Consider the following 17,593-nt stretch of genomic DNA (forward strand, 5'->3'; position numbering starts at 1 on the left):
GAGAACAGTAAGGGTTAAACGAAATGACGAGCTACCCGGATGTTACCGCGACGCAACCGCGCGGAGAAAGTCTTACTGCGATTATGGTTGCGCTCCTGGCCGCCTGCGTTGCGTTTCAGTTAAACGCGAGTATGGTCAGTCCAGCACTCGAAACTATATCGGTCGAGTTGCACACTTCAGAACGAATGGTAGGGCTGTCACAGACGGTTTTCTTCACACTTGCGGCGCTGTTCTCGCTTTTCCTCCCTCGCTTCAGCGACATCGTCGGGCGAAGAAAAATTCTTGCGGGTATTCTCGGCGTAATGACTGCAGGAAGCGTGCTGTGCGCCTTCGCTCCGAATATCGAGACCTTTATTCTCGGACGCGCTATCCAAGGTGCATCCGGACCAGTCATTCAACTTTGCCTGCTCATGCTACGGGTGAGCGTAACCGACAAAAAGCAGTATGGTCTGCTTCTCGGAGTGATTACCGCCGTCAACGGCGGCGTCGCAGGGATAGACACCATCGTAGGCGGCTTTCTCGCAAGTCATATCGGCTTTCGTTCAATTTTTTGGGTTGTGACTGCTATCTCTGCGATTGCACTCGCGCTGGTCCTCCATCAAACGGACGAGTCGATGCCTTCGGCGGGGACAAAGATGGATTGGCCTGGCGTCTTTCCTCTCGTCGTTTCGCTGACCGCCTTACTGCTCGGGCTAAACGAAGCAGGCCGTCTGGACGCCGCGAACTGGTCAAAGGTCGGACTGTGCGGCTTGGTCGGAGTCGCCGCATTTTGTGCTTTTTACTTCGTAGAAGCTCGAAGCAAAGCGCCGTTGGTCGCGCCGAGGCATTTGCGACAGCGCGCGACGTGGTCTCTGCTGATAACCACGGCGCTCACCTTGGCCGGAGTTTATGCGGCAGTCTATGGCGTGGTTGCGTCTCTGGCACAAAACCATCCGGCTGGCTTCGGCATGGGCGCGGACACCACCGCGTACATCTTCCTGACGCCCTTCGCGATTGTCGGCTGGATTGCAGGTCCCATCGCCGGCCGCCTCGGTCCGCTCGTCGGATATCGGCGCATCTTGCGTGTCGGTCTTGCTCTCTGTCTTGTCTGCCTGGCAGTAGCCGCCACCAGCGGAATCAAGTCTCTGCCGATCATGATTGCGTGCGTACTCGTGATGGGCGTGGCATACGTCGGGATGGCGAACATCATGCTAAACGGACTGGGGATCGTATTGTCGCCGCCTGAGAATCCCGGCTTTCTTCCGGGTCTGAATGCCGGTGCATTCAATCTCGGTGCAGGTTTGAGCTTTGCGGCTCTCACCGCAATTCAGGTGAAGGGTTCCCCGCACGGCAGTGCTTCACTGGCCGGCTACTCGAATGCGCTGCTGTTTGGTGCAGCTGTGACGGCCGCCGCTCTTGTCGCCTCGTATTTCATTCCACAACCGAAGAACGCTGAAGAAACCGAGTAACACAGCTACAGGCGAAGCCCTTACGCCCCTGCCGTTTCGCCTTGAGGATTGGAATCCTGAAAAAATGAATACTCCTGTCAATAACCCGCAATCCGAAAACACATCCTTGCGACGCGTGATTGTCGTTGGGTCGGTGAACGAGGACATCGTTGTGAACGCCACGAGACTTCCCGTGCCCGGCGAGACAGTCAGCGGCACTGCAATCGAGCGGCTGCAAGGCGGCAAGGGAGCGAACCAGGCAGTTGCGTCCGCACGAGCCGGCGCCACCGTGTTTATTGTCGCGGCCGTTGGAAACGACGATGCGGGGCGCGCGGCGGTCGCCGATCTCGCTGCCAACGGCGTGGACACGTCGCACGTTTGGGTCGACAACACGGCTCCCACCGGGACGGCAGTGGTTAGCGTCAGCGCAGATGGAGAAAACAGCATTGTCGTAGTCCCGGGCGCCAACGCAACACTGAACTCAGACTTTGTAAGTGCCGCGCTGCTCAAACTGAACCTAAGGCATTCGGATATTGTCGTGCTCGGCTTTGAGGTTCCCGACGAAGTGGTGCTGGGCGCAGCCCGCGTCGCACAAATATCGGGGGCCCAAATCGCGCTGAACCCCTCCCCTGTTCGCGAGGTTCCGCAAGAGCTCTATGCGCTTCGCCCCATCGTAGTCGCGAACGAGGGGGAGGCAAAAGCGCTTACCGGAACCGCTTCAGTCGAGGATGCCATTCGCCAGCTATTGTCGCAGACCAGGGCTCCCGTCGTTATCACTATGGGTGAGAAGGGTGCAATATTCGCCTCGGCTTCCAGCGCGGCCTTCTCCCTCGCGCCCGCACTAAAGGTTAAACCGGTGGACACAACGGGCGCGGGGGACACATTCATGGGGGTTGTCTGTGCGTCCTTGGCTGCTGGCGACAACCTCCAAGATGCGACACGCCACGCAGCTGTAGCCGCCAGTCTCGCTGTCACGAAGCTTGGCGCACGAGCGTCGAGTCCGCATGCAAGTGAAATAGCAAACGCGCTCGAAAGCGTTCCGGCTTGAATCAGCAGCACAGCAACATCGCGTCAAAAGCATCATCGAAGAAGAGCCGACGGGTAGGTGTAGTCCAGATCTGGATGGCGCCAGCCGAAGCCTCTTTGTAAGCAGAATAACAGCGACGCCGTCTGGCAGTCGGGCAGAAGATCAATGAAATTCAAAATATACTTAGGTCTACTATTATGATGACTTGCTTCAACCTCTGGAGCGAGGCAGAGCTTGCGTCGAAGTCGATGTTGGATCGTGAAAAGTGGCTAGCGTTGTCCGCAACGGTGTTGCTCGCGTCGGTCGCTCCAAAGCCAGCATGTGCTCAACAGCAAGATCTGGCACAACCGCAAAGCATCGCAGCCGCCACGGACACAGCTCCAAACAATCTGATGGCCCAAAGCGGGCAGCAGAGCGCCGGCGGTGCTGGTGTGCCGCTTCCGTCGCGACCGGTGAACGAACCACCGCCGGAGCCGTCGCCTTACCTGTCCTCCTGGCTCAATCAAAGCTTCGGTGTGGTGGGAAGCGCACGCACCCGATTTGGGCCGTACCTCAACAACGACGTCTACGCCGAATACGAATTCTGGGGACGCAAAGGGCCTTTCGACCTATACGGCTACGTCGACCTCCCGCGTGCATTCGGTGTGGGAAACGTCCACGATACGGGTGTCACGAACAATGGCTCACCAGTCTTCACGGAGCAAGAGCCTCGCATTTCGATTGACCACTTGCTGGGTCGAAGTCTGGCCGTTGGGCCGATCAAAGAATGGTACATGTCGTTTGACTGGATTTACGATCTGGGCCATAGCCGGGCAGGACGACAGAACACGCTCTATTCGGGCTTTGGTGTCGACATCGATACGCATACAAAGTGGCTGCTCTCCGCGAACCTATATGTTCGCAGACAGTGGGAGAACTATGGCGCTGCCAACGAAAACAGCTGGGATGGCTACCGTTTACAGATGAAGTACATATATCCAATTGCCACTTTCTATGGAGGAAAGCTTACCTACATCGGGTATTTCAACTACGACTTCGGTTCGCGTCTGCGTGAAAAGACGGGGGACAATAGCCGAACTAACAATGCATTTGTTGCAACGAACGCGTTAAATTATGGATTTAAGCATTGGCGGTTCTGGGCTGTTGCTCGCTACTTTCATAACGGTGGGCAGTGGCAAGGAGGCGAGCTCGAGACGCCAGGCGGAACGATTCAGGTCCGCTCGACGGGATGGGGTTACTACGGGTACGTTGGCTACCAGTTCTAAGGGATCAGTTACACAGAGAGGATTCTGCCCGTCACAACGAGGGCGACGCTTCACTGGTGAAGTCGGAAACGAAGCGTCGCATCAGTTCGAGCCGCTCCGCAGCAATCTGGCGAGCAGTTTGCGTCCGTAGCCCGTCACCGAGCATAAGCAGTTTGGTCCGAAAGTGGTCTAGTGCAAAAACGTTGTCATTCAGTTCTCTGTCACGTGCGAGCGGGTCCTTCGCGCAATACAGGCTCCGACCGAGTCGTCCAGCGACATAGAAAGTACGCGCGATGCCAATCGCTCCGAGTGCATCAAGCCTATCGGCGTCGCGCAGGATGAAGGCTTCGAGCGTTTGGGGCTCAATGCCAGCCGAGAAGCTGTGAGACTGAATGGCATGCGCAGTAGCCGCGATACGCATCGGAGTCCAGCCTATCTGCAGAAGGAGCTCTGATGCAAGCTCTGCAGACAGCACCGAGGCTTGCGACCTCCGCGGGTCGTTTTTTTCTATATTCACGCAATCGTGAAGTAGCGTCGCAGCGGCTAGAAGTTCTTTGTCCACGACAGGTTCGTGTTCCGCAATTCGAGACACGAGGTTCCAGACGCGGACGATGTGCCCGATGTCATGTGATCCGTCCGTTCCAAAGTGGTCGAACGCACGAGTTTGCAGTAGCGATTCAACCAGCTGTTCGTGGGGAGCAAACGAGCGTGCGAAATGCTCGACGGCAGACGTTTCATTCGGATGAGATTTCATGAGTGAAGGTGTGGTTTGTTGAGAGCGACAGGTCGCGAGTTCACACAAGGCATATCGATCGCTCATAAGGCTGGGCAATCGCGCCGCGAGGTGCAATGATTTTATCCTGATTAGGGATACAGCTCGTATCGATGGACTAGAGTTCACAAACGCGTAGAGAACTTTCCTTGCCGCCCTGCTGGTCGACTCCTGACAACGGTAGCGCCCGATTAGACCTGTCACGCCCGATTCCCCAAGATATAGCATGCTGCAATCATTCAGCTCGATTACCTACAGGAAGCACCTTCGTGCGTTCCCGTCTCCTAAGCAGCTTTTGTTACCGATGCCCACCGAGGTCACGCGACATATATCCCTTTCCAATCACCTTGCGCTGGTCGGAATCGCTCGGCGATATCAGCTTAAACATTCATTCAATGAAGTGATCCGGATTACATATCTGTCGTATTTTCTATGGGAAACAGGCTTCGGTGACGCCGACATCGGTCTTTTTGAAGAAGCTGAGCGGGTAATGGATTCCGCGACCGATCGTGCAACCAAGGAGGATGCATGGTTCCTCGATGAAGCAGAGCTGACCGTTCTTAAGCGCGTGGTAAGTCATCATGACAGCCAGCTCGACACAGTTTCAGCGAAGGCCTATTTCGAAGCTACGTATCGGCTCAACGCGCTTCTGGGCTCGAAAAATGGTGCGTCGCCCATTCGCAAACGAACTTACACGAAGTCGGTCAACGACACGCCCGCGAAAGATACTCTACTTGTTTCAAAGCAGGCCAGGCAACGTAAAGTACAGAAACATAACAAATGAAACAGTCTTCGCTGTTCGCCTTCGTGCTTTTCGACGCAACAGGTGACCTTTCGTTCTGGAAAACAATTCCAGCGCTGTACCAGTCAGACCTGGACAGACCTCTCTCGCCGGAGGACAGGATCATCGCCGTTTCCCGCGATGAGCTAGACACACTGTCGTTTTGCGGGCTTGCGGGACGAAGGATTTCTGGCAGCGACGGCGGCAGTCGGACCGGAGACGGCTGGCTGCGGCTCGTCAATCGATTTGATTACGTTCGAGTGAGTATTGTTCCTTACCGAGGTGGTACCGGCCCAGCCACGCGGAAAAGAGATTCACGTGATCTTCGACAACGTGAGCAACTACAAAACCGACATCGTTCAAACATTTTTGATTGACTATCTGAATGTCTCAATACATTACACCCCACTCGATTGTCAAACGACGGGCGGGAGCATTTATATGACGACAGTTCCACCTGCTCCCGTCTTACCGATACCGTCAGCGATACCGAGAAATTCTGTCGGCACTCCTCGACCACGCAGCGATCGTAATGGACGCCGGTGCCGCTCTTGCTTAAGTCATCACGGAGAACGAGGCAATTAGAGACATTGCGTGACTGCAATCCTGATTGAAATCATGGGGTAGTCGTGACAGTTGGCGCCGGTGCAGATGTTAGGCTTCCGTTGATAGGGCAAGGTCGGTCAGAAGACATCCCGGATCGAACGGCAGCTCGGGGCTGCGGAGATCCATAATGGTGCCTTTCTGACTTTGGTGTGCAGTGGCAACCGAGTCTCTTCGACTTCGATGCCATATTCATCCGACGCGTTTGGCCGCCCCATAACGACATCAAACCACTGAGCGCGGTCTTCCACGGCGCGGAACATTTTCTCGTCATGGGTTCTCATTAGGTACGGCTCATAAACTTCGATATTCTTTCCGACTCGTTCAGCCAGTGCACCGATCCGATCCAGTCGACCCGTCCGCTGTTCAAGAACGCTGGGGTTCCAGTCCAGGTCGTGATGGATAACGAATCGGCATCGTGATGACGGCCGATGCCCTGGCGCCCGTCATGTGGCATCCTCGACTGCAATTGTCCAGCCGCAATAGATTGCAACAGGCATTCACAGTGTCCCACTCGTTAGAACTTGTCAGCTAGCAACTGTTCAGTTTTTCTGCGTCGCGTAGTGTGCACTGCCTGCAACGCGAACCTTACTCCCGAATCGTTCAGTGAACCTGGGTCAACAGTTCGTCGAGCGATTTTCTGGCGTCGCCATAGAACATCCGCGCGTTCTCCTTGTAGAAGAGCGGGTTCTCAATGCCAGAGTAGCCGGTGCCCTGCCCCCGTTTCAGTACCAGCACATGCTTCGCCTTCCAGACCTCAAGCACCGGCATGCCTGCGATGGGCGAGTGCGGATCGTCCTGCGCCGCCGGATTGACGATGTCGTTCGAGCCGATGACGATCGCAACATCGGTAGAAGGGAGGTCTTGGTTGATCTCGTCCATTTCGAGCACGATGTCATAAGGCACCTTGGCCTCGGCGAGCAGCACGTTCATGTGCCCGGGCAGCCGCCCTGCTACCGGATGGATACCGAACCGTACCTGCTTGCCTTTGGCACGCAGCCGCCTGACCAGCTCGGAGACCGACTGCTGGGCCTGCGCAACCGCCATGCCATAGCCTGGCACCAAAACCACCGATTCGGCGTCGTCGAGCATCGCCGCGACGCCATGGGTATCGATCGCCACCTGTTCGCCCTCGATCGCCTGTGCCGGTCCGCTGCGCGCGCCGAAGCCGCCCAGGATGACACTGAGAAAATTCCGGTTCATCGCCCGACACATGATGTACGACAAAATGGCGCCCGACGAGCCGACCAGTGCTCCCGTCACGATCAGAAGATCGTTCGACAACGTAAATCCGGTTGCGGCCGCCGCCCAGCCCGAGTAGCTGTTCAACATCGAGATCACCACGGGCATATCGGCGCCGCCGATCGCCATGATCAGGTGCCAGCCAACGACGCCTGCAATGAGCGCCACGCAGATCACGGTCCAGATCCCGGCGCAGCGGAAATACAGGCCGCCGAGCAGCAGGCAGCCGAGTCCCGCCGCAATATTGATCGCGTGGCGGCCCGGGAGGATCAGCGCCTTTGACTGGATTTTTCCGGCGAGCTTCCCATAGGCGACGATCGAGCCCGTGAACGTGATTGCACCGATCAGTATGCCGAGGAACACCTCGACCCGCATGATCGACAGTTCGATAGGTGTCTTGTGCGCGAGCATCGCCACGCCGCCTGAAAGCGTGCTGGCAGCGCCGTCACGCAGCGCCTGCGCCGCCTGCTGTGCCTCGATATCGGCATTCAGACCGATGAACACGGCCGCGAGGCCGACGAGGCTGTGGAATGCCGCCACGAGTTCCGGCATCTGAGTCATCTGAACTCGCCGTGCGACGATTGTGCCGCAAGCACCGCCCAACGCGATCAGGCCGATGATTGGCACGATCGCGCCGCCACCGCTGAATATCGTCGCAAGGAGCGCAATCGCCATGCCGGCGATGCCAAACCAGATTGCGCGCTTTGCCTTCTCCTGATTGGAGAGGCCTCCTAGCGCCAGTATAAAAAGGACCGTTGCGCCAATATAGGCGCCCGTAACCAAACCCGAATGCATAGCCTGCTCCCGACTAGCTCTTGTTGAACATGGCCAGCATCCGGCGCGTGACCAGGAACCCGCCAAAGATATTGATCGACGCCATCAAAATGGACAGTGCCGCCAGGCTTCCGACAATCAGATCGGATGAACCCACCTGCAGCAACGCACCGAGAACGACGATCGATGAAATGGCGTTGGTTATGGCCATCAACGGCGTATGCAGAGAATGCGAAACGTTCCAGATCACATGGAAGCCAACGAAAACCGCCAGCACGAAGACCATGAAGTGCTGCATGAAAGCTGGCGGCGCGGTTGCGCCGACCAGGAGGGTAACGATCACCCCGGCGAGAAGCATCCAGGTTTGACGCTTGCCCGCGACCTTGCGCTGGGCATCTTCGCGCGCCGCCTTTTCCTGCACCGACTCAACCGGAGTTCTGTTCGGCGCGGCCCTTGCAATCGCCTGTACCTTTGGCGGCGGAGGAGGGAAAGTGATTTCTCCCTGCCTGGTCACAGTGGCGCCGCGAATCACGTCGTCCTCCATGTTAACGAACGCTATGCCGTCTCTGGCCGGTGTCAGGTCGTCCATCATGTGGCGGACGTTGGTGGCATAGAGTGTCGAAGCCTGCGCCGCCATGCGCGACGGAAAGTCCGTGAAGCCGATGATCCTGACGCCGTTCACCGTCTCGATCGCCTGTTCCGGGACGGTGAGTTCGCAGTTGCCGCCACGCTCGGCAGCAAGATCGACGATGACTGAACCGGGCTTCATGGCATCGACCATATCCCTCGTCCAGAGCTTCGGCGCCGCCCGCCCCGGGATCAGGGCTGTCGTGATGACGATGTCGATCTCCGGCGCCAGGCCCCGGAGTCTTGCGAGCTGTTTGGCCTGGAATTCCGGCGACGAGGGAGCCGCATAGCCTCCCGTGACGGTCGAGTCCTGGGTCTGCTCGAATTCGAGAAAGACGAATTCGGCGCCCATCGATTCGATCTGTTCGGCGACTTCCGGCCTTACGTCGAAAGCGTAAGTGACCGCACCTAGCGACACCGCCGTGCCGATAGCGGCAAGACCGGCTACGCCCGCCCCGATCACCAGCACCTTGGCCGGCGGCATCTTGCCGGCGGCGGTGATCTGGCCGGTCATGAAACGGTCGAAATGGTTGCAGGCTTCGACCACCGCGCGGTATCCGGCAAGGTTGGCCATCGACGACAGCACATCCATCTTCTGGGCGCGGCTGATGCGAGGCACCATGTCCAGCGCCAGCGCGGTGACGCATCTCGCGTTCAGCGCCTCCAGCAATTCGGCATTCTGGCCAGGATACAGCAGCGACATAACGATCTGGCCGCTGCGGGTCATCCCGACTTCGACCGGTTCGAGAGGCCGTATCTTTGCGACGACGTCGGACAGCGCCCAAAGGTCCGCGGCGCTCGGCACGACGGTCACGCCAGCGTCGCGATAGGCCTCATCGGGGAAGCGGGCAGCGATGCCGGCGCCCGCTTCGATAAAGCAGTCATAGCCGAGTTTCTTAAGGGCTAGAGCGGACTGGGGCGTCATCGCCACACGTCTCTCGTCCTTTAAAATTTCCTTCGGAGTACCAATTTTCATAAGCGTCTCGTTTCTTTAATATGCCTACCATGCGATACGAGCCACAACTTGAGAAGTCCAGGCTGCGGCATTGTCGGGCGCCTTTCCTCCACCCGGATTTCGCATGCGCACCCGATCGCGGGCAACTCGAGCCGTGTCGCCCGCGGCTCCGAAGCACACCCGATCAAGCGATCGTGACACCCAACGCTGGGCCGCAAATATCCATAAAACTTTGGTGTTGAAGCTTTTGCTGAGCCTGGCTCCGGGCGATCCCGTCGAGGCGGTCCTGCGGAACCGCGATCTCCTTTCCGATCTCTACCCTTCGTTGATGCTGGCTGAACCAGTCAAAGAGTTTGGGGTGCAACTGCTGAACCGGATAGCCAAGCAGCGACAGTCTCTGGGTGTAGATAATCCACGCGATATCCACCAGCGAGAAGTCATCCGACGCGATGTTGCGGGACGAAGTCAACCGTTGGTTCAAGTCCGAGAACGCGGCGTGGAACCGCAAGGCTGCCGCAACCGAGACTTCATCGGTAATGCCCTCCCGGTTATAGCGATCCCAGAACTCGAACTCCCGCTCTTTTTCCAGATCCTTCACCCCTCCAACAGTGCCCGCCCCACGCTCCCGATAGTTCTTCAGATCGTCGGCGCTCTTCGGAGGCGTCGACCGTACGACCAGAAATCGGAACGTGAGTGCGCGCATATCCAGATGGAGATCGTTCTCGAACTCAAGCATCTTCTCGATATCCGAGCCGAGTTGCGCCGGAACCAACGACGGAGAAGGAAAGCGCTTTTCAATGTGAAGCAATATGTCGTTGCTTTCGATGTGAACGTCACCTTCATCGACAAGCACAGGGACCAAACCTCGAGGGTTGATACCGAGAAAATACTCGCTCAGGGTCTCATTTGTGCCAATATTTATCGTATGCGAGGTCCAGTCCACCCCCTTCAGGTTGAGAAAAGTTCTCACCTTCTGGGAGCAGGTCGACATAGGCGCGTGAAACAGGTGTAGCCCCTTCCAGCTCAGCACTTCAGTGGTACGAATATCGGATCTTGCCAGCTTTACCATCTCTTCCTCCATCATTAGGCCATCAGCCGTGAATCTTCTGCCGTGCGTGTTCAGGTGTAGTGCTTAAGATTCGATCGCTGGTTTCATGAGATCCGCGATCGGATCACGGGATCGCGCATCACGAGCGTATCGTCTGCGTCCTGAGAGTGACGAACTCTTCGGCGGCGCTCGGATGGATGCCGATGGTCCGGTCGAAGTCCGCCTTGGTCGCCCCGGCGACGATTGCCACCGCCAGACCCTGCATGATTTCTGGCGCATCCTCGCCCAGCATATGCGCGCCCACGACCTTGTCGGTTCTTGCATCCACAATCAGTTTCATCAGCGTTTTGCGCGCCCGACCTGTTAGCGCATGGCGCATGGGCGTGAATCTGGACATGAAGATCTTGATCCCTTCCATGCTCTGCGCAGCCTGCTGCTCCGTCGGCCCTACCGTGGCGATAGGTGGGATGGAGAACACGGCCGTCGGGACGTACTCCAGGCTTACCTCGCGCGGCCTGTTGCCATAGAGCGTATCCGCGAGAGCATGTCCCTCGGCCGTGGCTACGGGAGTTAGGTTCATCCGGTCCGTCACATCGCCCAGCGCGTAGATATGCGGCACGTTGGTGACAAGATCCGCCCCTACCGCGATCTCGCCTCGCGCCCCGACGTTCACCCCTGCGGCCCCGAGATTCAGCCCCTCGGTGTTAGGCGCGCGACCAGTGGCAAAGAAGACCATATCCACCTCCAGCACGGTGCCATTCGAGAGCGTCGCTTGCTTGCCGGCACCGTCCGCGGTGACGGCGACGGGGGTGGTGCCTGGATGCAGAATGATGCCGTTCTGCACCAGCGCCTCAGCCAGTGCGACGCGCAGATCCTCATCAAATCCGCGCAGTGGTAGCGGCTGCCGGTAGACGAGGTGCGTTTGCGCTCCAAGTCCGGCGAACACACCGGCGAATTCCACTGCAATATAGCCGCTACCGATCACTGCGACTCGCTTTGGCATTTCCTTCGCCACAAAGATGTCATCGGAGATAGCGGCATGTTCGGCGCCGGGAATACCAAGCCCGACAGGATGGCCGCCGGTAGCAATCACAATCCGTTCCGCCGTGACTCGCCGCCCGCCCACGTCGAGCGTATGGGCGTCGACGAAACTTGCTTTGGCATCGAAAATTTTCGCGCCGGCATTCTCCAGAAGACGACGATAAATGCCGTTCAATCGCGAAACCTCCCTGTCCTTCGCGGCGATCAGAGCAGACCAGTCATGCCCGTTGCGCAGGATATCCCAGCCAAATCCGCGCGCATCCTCGGCCGTGGCACCGTATTCAGCAGCCATGACCATGAACTTCTTGGGCACGCAGCCAACGTTTACACAAGTCCCTCCCCAGAAACGGGCCTCCGCCACGCCGACGCGCGCGCCATGCCCAGCCGCGATACGTGCGCAACGCACGCCGCCAGAGCCACCGCCAATTACGAAGAGATCGAAATCCATCATCACAATCCCGTTAATTTTTTCAAAATCCATTCATCCCGCTAAGGGGCAATCCAGCGGCCTTCCCATCCGTCGGGAACTCGACCGAATCGGGCCCGCCTGGGCGCATCGGCGATCGACAAATCAAGCCAGTCAATCATTGAGGGCCGGACTTCGACGATACAGAAGTTTTCGAAGCCGTCGGACGCCTGAAATACGTCAAGCTTTGGAGCCGCTGCTGCGACTGGCCGGTCGACGGGTGTCCCGGGAGCAAGCGTGGTCTGATAGACAATCTGGCTTTGGGCGCGACCCGATTCCCATGCGGCCCTTCGCGCCTGCGCTTCATGAACGATCCGTGCTTCGCCTTGAATACGTATCTGAACGTTGCGATCGGGGTCTACGCCTACCAGCGCAATTCGTCGATCATTTTTTAATTCCGCTGACTTGGGCGAGCGTATATCCGTATGAAACGCGATGACGTTATCGGCCTCGCATACCCGACGCAGGACAATCGAGCGAACGGCTGGCGCGCCGTCCAACCCGATTGTGGCCGCCTGCATAATCTTGAACGGGACGCGCCCGGGTGCCGTTCCACCAAGGAGGTTTTCCCAAACGGCCGCATAAGCATCGGCGAGCATCATGCAGTCACCTTCCCAACTTTGTTTCGTGGATCGCGAGCATTCGATCCACGGTCGCACTGAATAGCGTCGTACCAAAAAGACCCGTCTCTGCACGCACGCCGGATCATGAACCTGACTGACCAGGAAGCACCTAGGCTCTACAGCATTCCCACCCCCAACTCATCAGCTTCCTCTTTTGCAGCACGAATCGCCTCGTAAAACGTGGGCTCCGTGGCCACTTGCATTCTGTCGACATGAACGACCCAACTGTGTAGCGCAAAGCGCCACCGAATACGCCGCTCTTCCAGCAGCGCGGAAAACCAGCGCCAAACCGATGCATCTTCGGCGTTTGCCGCCACTGCGGCGTCGCGACGTGCACGACGTGTGGCTTCGATGTCAGGAGAGCGCTCACGACAAGCAGCTACCCTCGCCCCTGAAATTAGTACTTCCACGATCGTGTGTTCCCATCAGAAGAATTCTTGCCACAGTAGCGCAACGCCGTCTTCGCCTGAATCGAGCCATCTTTCCCACCTACACGATCATGCAGGCGTCGTCGAATTCGAATCGGGGACTGCGTGGGAACAGTCCGGCCGGATCGCCATAGCCAAGGCAGCACAGAAAATTCACGCGCAGCGACGTACCTTCGAAGAACAGCGAGTTGACGAGACGGGCATCAAAGCCCGACAGGGGTCCGCAGTCCAAACCGAGCAAGCGTGCGGCGAGGATGAAATACCCTCCTTGCAGGGAACTGTTGCGAAAGCCGGTCTCCTCGGCAAGCGCGGGCTGGCTCCGGAAGATGTCGCCTGCATTCGGGCGATGCGGAAACAGCGTGGAGAGCTTCTCGTAAAACGCCAGATCGTGAGCGATGATGGCCACGATGGGCGCAGAGCGAACCTTCTCGACATTGCCTGCCGAGACGGCGGATAAAAGCCGCTCGCGCGCTCCGGGCGAACGCACGAACGTGACTCGCATCGGCGAACAGTTCATGCTTGTCGGCCCCCACCTCGTCAGTTCGAATAACTCACGAAGCAACTCGTCGGATATCGGGTTCGCAAGCCAGGCATTCTGGCTTCGAGCCTGCGTAAAGAGTTGCTGCCGGGCGTGAATGTCGAGCGGCTCGCTCATGGATGCATGCTCCTGATTCTCGTCGTTCCCGAGTACCATCCCGGCCTAAGGCCGCGTGGCTCCCACCATGAAAAACGCGACCGTTGCCGGCGCATCGCTCTTGTTGCGCCACGCATGCCGCGGGCCCTGCTGCACTGCGACGTCCATCGCACGCACCAGCGTCTGTTGCCCATCGTCGAGCTCCAGCCAGATCTCACCCGACAGGACGATCGCGTAATCGACCGTGTCGGTGGTATGCATGCCCGGACAATCCGGCTCGAATGTCCTCACGAAGTCGGGCATGTGCCCTGCCAACTCGGCGCCCGCCGCAGCCCGGTCAAAACCCGGCACGGACATCGCGCTTTCGGGAGGAAACGTGACGATCAGAAAACTCGTGCCGCCCGGGGAGGGCAGGATATCCGTCTGCCCTTCAGTCGGATCACTGCCGGACGCCGAGAGAACCGGTGATGGAGGCGTCGTCCAGAGCTGCGCGAACGCATAACCAGGAACCGCCTGGAAAGTGACGGCACGCGACGGCACGCCGTCTGAAAGCAGTACTGAACGGCCATTCCGATCGCGGCCGGTTACCACTCGTCGGATCTGCATCTGCGTACCCCTGTTTATACGAGAATGACGTACTGGTTTCCCGAGACCTAACGTAGACCGTCATGCCCCTGAATGTCCGATGCCCGGAGTCCTCCCAACCGGGCATGGACACGCCCGCCCGTCGCCATCGCGAGCGCAAACGCAATTTCGTTGCGCCGCGGACCGTCCCATACGGTGACCTCACAGGTACCGTAATGGCTGCGAACATACGATGCATGAATGTGCCCCAGTGGAACCATCAGACGCGTTCCCACGCCACCAATCGTCTTGGCAGAAGGAACCATTGCCTTCGGATCGCCCAACGTCTCGCGCATGGCCCAACCGCCTGCCTCATGCCAGACAGCGCCATGCTCGAGTTCGCCATCCTCACCCACAATAGCGCCCTTGCCATAAGCCTCGACCTTCGATAAGCCTCCCAGTTGCGTAATGAGACGCGACGAAAGATCGGCCCCCAGCTCCCGGAGCGCCTGCATGAAGGGCAAAAGATTGGGTTCGTAGCGACCGGCATAAGGATTGGCGACAATCGCGGTCGCCACTGCGACCAATAGCGGCTCTTCCAGCCGCGCCCCGCCTTCGTGCCAGACCTCCTCCAGATCCAGCTTGACCTTTCTTACGTTCATTAGCGACATCCGCGTGCTCCAGGGAAGTTGTTCCAATCAACTGCGTGCACGGTGCCATGTCGCACGCCAGCGGTTCCATTATAGCCATCTTTCTATTTTATGCACAAAACTATTTTTTACGCCCAAATTTTTCGCATATTCCTGAGATCGCAATTCAAGGAAATGAACTTTGACTATTTCGGTCCTGACCTGGCCGCCGCAGGACGGTATCGTGCAAGCAACGGAGAATCGTAGGTTCTGGGTCGTCTCATGCAATGACCCAGCGGATCCCGCTCAGGTTGAGCAGCTAATGCGAAGCCTCAAGCAGGGATTTTCATCCTTAGTGCCTGGTGGCGCCGTCGACAGTCATAGAACAGAGTCAAGTCAGCAATCAGGTGACTGACAAGCTGTTGCGTTTCGAAGCAATGGCGACGGCGGAGAAGAGAGGTGCTTTCGAGGCGCCGGTTAAAAAGGAACCGCGCAGAAGTCGCTCCTTTTCCCAGGCGAGACCTGGCCTACTTACTGGCGGTGCCAGCAGCCCCCGCATTTTTCTCGGCATAGTGCAGGTCTTCCGGGTAATTCGGGTCATTAGCGGCTGGCTTGTGCCCGTTGCCTTCCAGCTTCTTCTACTCCGCCGAGTTCTCGCGCGCCTCATTCGGAAGACATGCGCTGCAGGCCGTGTGATTTCATACGCCAGAAAAGCGCGTCGATGCGGTCTTGCCCAAAGAACGGCTCTCCTTGGAACACGAAGGTCGGTACTCCCCAATGTCCCGCGGCACCCAGGTCGTTTTCATTGCCTTTGATGATAGCTTCGTAACGCTCCGGGGCGGCCACGATCGCCGCATCGAGTGCTTCGAGATCGAACCCCGCAGACGCTGCCGCACGTGAGAGGTGATCTCCCTCGTTCCATCCGATCACACTGCCGTCCCAAAGCACCGGCGCAATGGCATTCGCGAATGCCAGGGAGCGCCCTTCGAGCTGTGCCGCTGCCGCCAGCCGGGTAAGGCGATGGATATAGGGTTGCTCGGGCGATACATCAAGCGACTCCATGTCCTGGACGATGGGATCGGGACGCGGAAAGTGAAACGGAATGTCCGCTTGCTGAGCGACCCGTGTGGTGTCAAGAGCCACATACTTGACCATCAATGGATTCGAGCGCTTGAAAAAACCCGGCACGCGAACGGCCATCGGATAGACCGGGCGCAGGCGGATCGCTACATCGTGATCCTTCACCCTGTCGCGTAGTTTCACAAGAGCGATATAGCTATATGGGCTACGGAATGAAAAGAAAAAATCGGCAGCAAGTGTCATTACATAACTCCGTATCACAACGCGACCTGGCGCCTTGATTGGGTTTTCGAACACTGCGGGCGGGCGAAATGCTTCGTCTGAAGCATCTCGCCTCCGGGTCTTGCGGTTACGGACAGACCACGAAGTTCGAGAACCCGCCGTTGGTACGGTCCTGACTTCCCTCAATCGCATCGTCGATCGATTCGAGCGGATAGCTGCGCGTCGCGAAAACCGACATGTCGAGAAGACCGGCATGCGCGAATGCGAAGAGTTCCTGGGCTTCTCGCGTCGTAAACCAGAGCGAAGATACGAACGAGATGTTGCTGGACATCAGGTGGTGGACTTCGATCGGCACCTTGCTGCGCGTTGCACCGATATTCACGAACGTGCCCCCGCGTCTCACGCTGTAGAAGCCTTCCAGGAAGGTTTCCTGCAAGGCTCCCGGCCCCAGACAGTCGATCGCACTGTCGACGCCTTCGCCGCCTGTCTCCCGCTTCGCCCATTCCGTGACCGATCCCTGATCGAGAGTAAAGATTTCAATCCGGTCCGGCGCAAGCGCCTTGACCCGCTCGAGCAAGGACCGATTACGGCCCGTCCCGAGAATCCTGTTGACGCCGAGCGCCAGTGCCGAAAGCACACAAGATACGCCGAGCGTGCCGCTTGCACCATTGATCAGCACTGTCGATGGCGCATCGGCGTGACATTTTTTGAGGGCTGAATAGGCCGTGCCGATATAGCCGATACGCGCGCCCTGCTCGAAGCTGATATCGTCGGGCAGTTTGGCCAGCGCGGTCGCGGGCGCCGTCATGAACTCGCCAAACCCCCCGTAGGGGTACTGCTCGAATATCTCCAGCGACTTGTTCGAGAATCCGAAATATCCGGCGAAGGTATACCAGGCGCAGGAGAGAGGATCGCCCCGCCGGCAATGCCGGCATGTGCCGCATGATCGGCCCGGATTGACATAGACACGGTCGCCAATATTGACATCCCGCACCTTGCTGCCGATTTCAACGATCTCGCCCGTGACGTCCAGGCCGAAAATCGCCGGAAAAGGCGGCAGCGGCCGGTTCGGATACCAGCTCGGACCATGCGTGATAATGTTGCGAAGATTGGGCACCACACCGCATGCACGTACACGCACCAGCACGTCGTGATCCCGCGGCGCAGGTCTGGCAATTTCTTCCACGCGCATCGTGCCGCCAACTTCGTGCAAACGCGCAACCCTCATCATCTGATTTGTTGTCAAGATCGTCTCCTTTACTGTTGTGTCTTTGCTCTCGCGTGAACACCGTTAGCATGACTGCACAACCAGGACGTCAGTGCGCAAAAGTGGCGTTGGCTTCGAGAGCAACGGTTACTTACCGGTACAACATCCAATCTCACGACCCCGATGCACCCGTCTTGTG

The 17,593-nt window shown here is 58.1% G+C and carries 17 protein-coding genes and 1 pseudogene; 5 read left to right on the plus strand and 13 right to left on the minus strand.

The window, feature by feature from the left end:
- Positions 1–23 precede the first annotated feature (23 nt).
- The 3 genes from uriT to tsx all read left to right on the plus strand — a co-directional run bounded on the left by uriT (position 24) and on the right by tsx (position 3,719).
- Positions 24–1,448 carry a uridine transporter UriT gene (gene uriT, locus B9Z01_RS28420; RefSeq protein WP_085488890.1) on the plus strand — a complete coding sequence of 475 codons (1,425 nt, stop codon included), beginning with the start codon at positions 24–26 and terminating at the stop codon, positions 1,446–1,448.
- A 64-nt stretch (positions 1,449–1,512) separates the two neighbouring features.
- Positions 1,513–2,475 (plus strand): ribokinase, encoded by a 963-nt coding sequence (locus tag B9Z01_RS28425; RefSeq protein WP_085488891.1) that lies wholly within the window; start codon positions 1,513–1,515, stop codon positions 2,473–2,475.
- A 227-nt stretch (positions 2,476–2,702) separates the two neighbouring features.
- A complete protein-coding gene (tsx, locus tag B9Z01_RS28430; protein WP_085488951.1) occupies positions 2,703–3,719 on the plus strand; it encodes a nucleoside-specific channel-forming protein Tsx in 1,017 nt (338 codons plus the stop codon).
- Between the two features lie 31 nt (positions 3,720–3,750).
- Here the strand turns inward: tsx and B9Z01_RS28435 are convergent, their stop codons facing one another.
- Positions 3,751–4,452, minus strand: a complete 702-nt coding sequence (locus B9Z01_RS28435) for an HD domain-containing protein (RefSeq protein WP_085488892.1) — start codon at positions 4,450–4,452, stop codon at positions 3,751–3,753.
- Positions 4,453–4,696: 244 nt separating this feature from the next.
- Between B9Z01_RS28435 and B9Z01_RS28440 the strand changes: the two genes are divergently transcribed.
- Both B9Z01_RS28440 and B9Z01_RS28445 read left to right on the plus strand, forming a co-directional pair.
- On the plus strand, positions 4,697–5,254 hold the full coding sequence (locus B9Z01_RS28440) for a hypothetical protein (RefSeq protein ID WP_085488893.1): 558 nt from the start codon (positions 4,697–4,699) through the stop codon (positions 5,252–5,254).
- Complete coding sequence (locus tag B9Z01_RS28445) at positions 5,251–5,628, plus strand: hypothetical protein (RefSeq protein WP_085488894.1); 378 nt, start codon at positions 5,251–5,253, stop codon at positions 5,626–5,628. Before B9Z01_RS28440 ends, B9Z01_RS28445 begins: the two co-directional genes overlap by 4 nt.
- An 829-nt stretch (positions 5,629–6,457) precedes the next feature.
- Here the strand turns inward: B9Z01_RS28445 and B9Z01_RS28455 are convergent.
- From B9Z01_RS28455 to B9Z01_RS28505, 12 genes and pseudogenes are all read right to left on the minus strand, one after another.
- Positions 6,458–7,891: an NAD(P)(+) transhydrogenase (Re/Si-specific) subunit beta gene (locus tag B9Z01_RS28455; protein ID WP_085488896.1), complete on the minus strand. Its 1,434-nt coding sequence runs from the start codon at positions 7,889–7,891 to the stop codon at positions 6,458–6,460.
- A 13-nt stretch (positions 7,892–7,904) separates the two neighbouring features.
- On the minus strand, positions 7,905–9,473 hold the full coding sequence (locus tag B9Z01_RS28460) for a Re/Si-specific NAD(P)(+) transhydrogenase subunit alpha (protein WP_085488897.1): 1,569 nt from the start codon (positions 9,471–9,473) through the stop codon (positions 7,905–7,907).
- Between the two features lie 163 nt (positions 9,474–9,636).
- Positions 9,637–10,521, minus strand: a complete 885-nt coding sequence (locus tag B9Z01_RS28465; RefSeq protein ID WP_167387581.1) for a glutathione S-transferase family protein — start codon at positions 10,519–10,521, stop codon at positions 9,637–9,639.
- A 118-nt stretch (positions 10,522–10,639) separates the two neighbouring features.
- Positions 10,640–11,995, minus strand: a complete 1,356-nt coding sequence (gene gorA, locus B9Z01_RS28470) for a glutathione-disulfide reductase (protein WP_143809095.1) — start codon at positions 11,993–11,995, stop codon at positions 10,640–10,642.
- 35 nt (positions 11,996–12,030) lie between these two features.
- Positions 12,031–12,609 carry a pyridoxamine 5'-phosphate oxidase family protein gene (locus tag B9Z01_RS28475; RefSeq protein WP_085488899.1) on the minus strand — a complete coding sequence of 193 codons (579 nt, stop codon included), beginning with the start codon at positions 12,607–12,609 and terminating at the stop codon, positions 12,031–12,033.
- 137 nt (positions 12,610–12,746) lie between these two features.
- Positions 12,747–13,040 (minus strand): hypothetical protein, encoded by a 294-nt coding sequence (locus B9Z01_RS28480; protein ID WP_244196178.1) that lies wholly within the window; start codon positions 13,038–13,040, stop codon positions 12,747–12,749.
- A 79-nt stretch (positions 13,041–13,119) separates the two neighbouring features.
- Positions 13,120–13,713: a malonic semialdehyde reductase gene (locus tag B9Z01_RS28485; protein WP_085488900.1), complete on the minus strand. Its 594-nt coding sequence runs from the start codon at positions 13,711–13,713 to the stop codon at positions 13,120–13,122.
- A 45-nt stretch (positions 13,714–13,758) separates the two neighbouring features.
- A complete protein-coding gene (locus tag B9Z01_RS28490; RefSeq protein ID WP_085488901.1) occupies positions 13,759–14,298 on the minus strand; it encodes a cupin domain-containing protein in 540 nt (179 codons plus the stop codon).
- Between the two features lie 47 nt (positions 14,299–14,345).
- Positions 14,346–14,927: an amino acid synthesis family protein gene (locus B9Z01_RS28495; RefSeq protein ID WP_085488902.1), complete on the minus strand. Its 582-nt coding sequence runs from the start codon at positions 14,925–14,927 to the stop codon at positions 14,346–14,348.
- 485 nt (positions 14,928–15,412) lie between these two features.
- Positions 15,413–15,523: pseudogene (locus tag B9Z01_RS36430) on the minus strand (DUF4148 domain-containing protein); the annotation flags it as partial.
- Positions 15,524–15,548: 25 nt separating this feature from the next.
- A complete protein-coding gene (locus B9Z01_RS28500) occupies positions 15,549–16,208 on the minus strand; it encodes a 2-hydroxychromene-2-carboxylate isomerase (protein WP_085488903.1) in 660 nt (219 codons plus the stop codon).
- 106 nt (positions 16,209–16,314) lie between these two features.
- Positions 16,315–17,433, minus strand: coding sequence for an alcohol dehydrogenase catalytic domain-containing protein (locus tag B9Z01_RS28505; protein WP_244196179.1), 1,119 nt, complete (start codon positions 17,431–17,433; stop codon positions 16,315–16,317).
- Positions 17,434–17,593: the final 160 nt, after the last annotated feature.

This window comes from Paraburkholderia susongensis (assembly GCF_900177725.1).
Lineage (GTDB): Bacteria > Pseudomonadota > Gammaproteobacteria > Burkholderiales > Burkholderiaceae > Paraburkholderia > Paraburkholderia susongensis.

Bases quoted from the DNA above. Each gene is read 5' to 3' on its own strand.
- B9Z01_RS28425 (WP_085488891.1), top strand. From the start codon at position 1,513: ATGAATACTCCTGTCAATAACCCGCAATCCGAAAACACATCCTTGCGA.
- B9Z01_RS28435 (WP_085488892.1), bottom strand. From the start codon at position 4,452: ATGAAATCTCATCCGAATGAAACGTCTGCCGTCGAGCATTTCGCACGC.
- B9Z01_RS28445 (WP_085488894.1), top strand. From the start codon at position 5,251: ATGAAACAGTCTTCGCTGTTCGCCTTCGTGCTTTTCGACGCAACAGGT.
- B9Z01_RS28475 (WP_085488899.1), bottom strand. From the start codon at position 12,609: ATGATGCTCGCCGATGCTTATGCGGCCGTTTGGGAAAACCTCCTTGGT.
- B9Z01_RS28485 (WP_085488900.1), bottom strand. From the start codon at position 13,713: ATGAGCGAGCCGCTCGACATTCACGCCCGGCAGCAACTCTTTACGCAG.
- B9Z01_RS28440 (WP_085488893.1), top strand. From the start codon at position 4,697: ATGCTGCAATCATTCAGCTCGATTACCTACAGGAAGCACCTTCGTGCG.
- B9Z01_RS28490 (WP_085488901.1), bottom strand. From the start codon at position 14,298: ATGCAGATCCGACGAGTGGTAACCGGCCGCGATCGGAATGGCCGTTCA.
- B9Z01_RS28455 (WP_085488896.1), bottom strand. From the start codon at position 7,891: ATGCATTCGGGTTTGGTTACGGGCGCCTATATTGGCGCAACGGTCCTT.
- B9Z01_RS28465 (WP_167387581.1), bottom strand. From the start codon at position 10,521: ATGGTAAAGCTGGCAAGATCCGATATTCGTACCACTGAAGTGCTGAGC.
- B9Z01_RS28500 (WP_085488903.1), bottom strand. From the start codon at position 16,208: ATGACACTTGCTGCCGATTTTTTCTTTTCATTCCGTAGCCCATATAGC.
- tsx (WP_085488951.1), top strand. From the start codon at position 2,703: ATGTTGGATCGTGAAAAGTGGCTAGCGTTGTCCGCAACGGTGTTGCTC.
- uriT (WP_085488890.1), top strand. From the start codon at position 24: ATGACGAGCTACCCGGATGTTACCGCGACGCAACCGCGCGGAGAAAGT.
- B9Z01_RS28460 (WP_085488897.1), bottom strand. From the start codon at position 9,473: ATGAAAATTGGTACTCCGAAGGAAATTTTAAAGGACGAGAGACGTGTG.
- B9Z01_RS28495 (WP_085488902.1), bottom strand. From the start codon at position 14,927: ATGTCGCTAATGAACGTAAGAAAGGTCAAGCTGGATCTGGAGGAGGTC.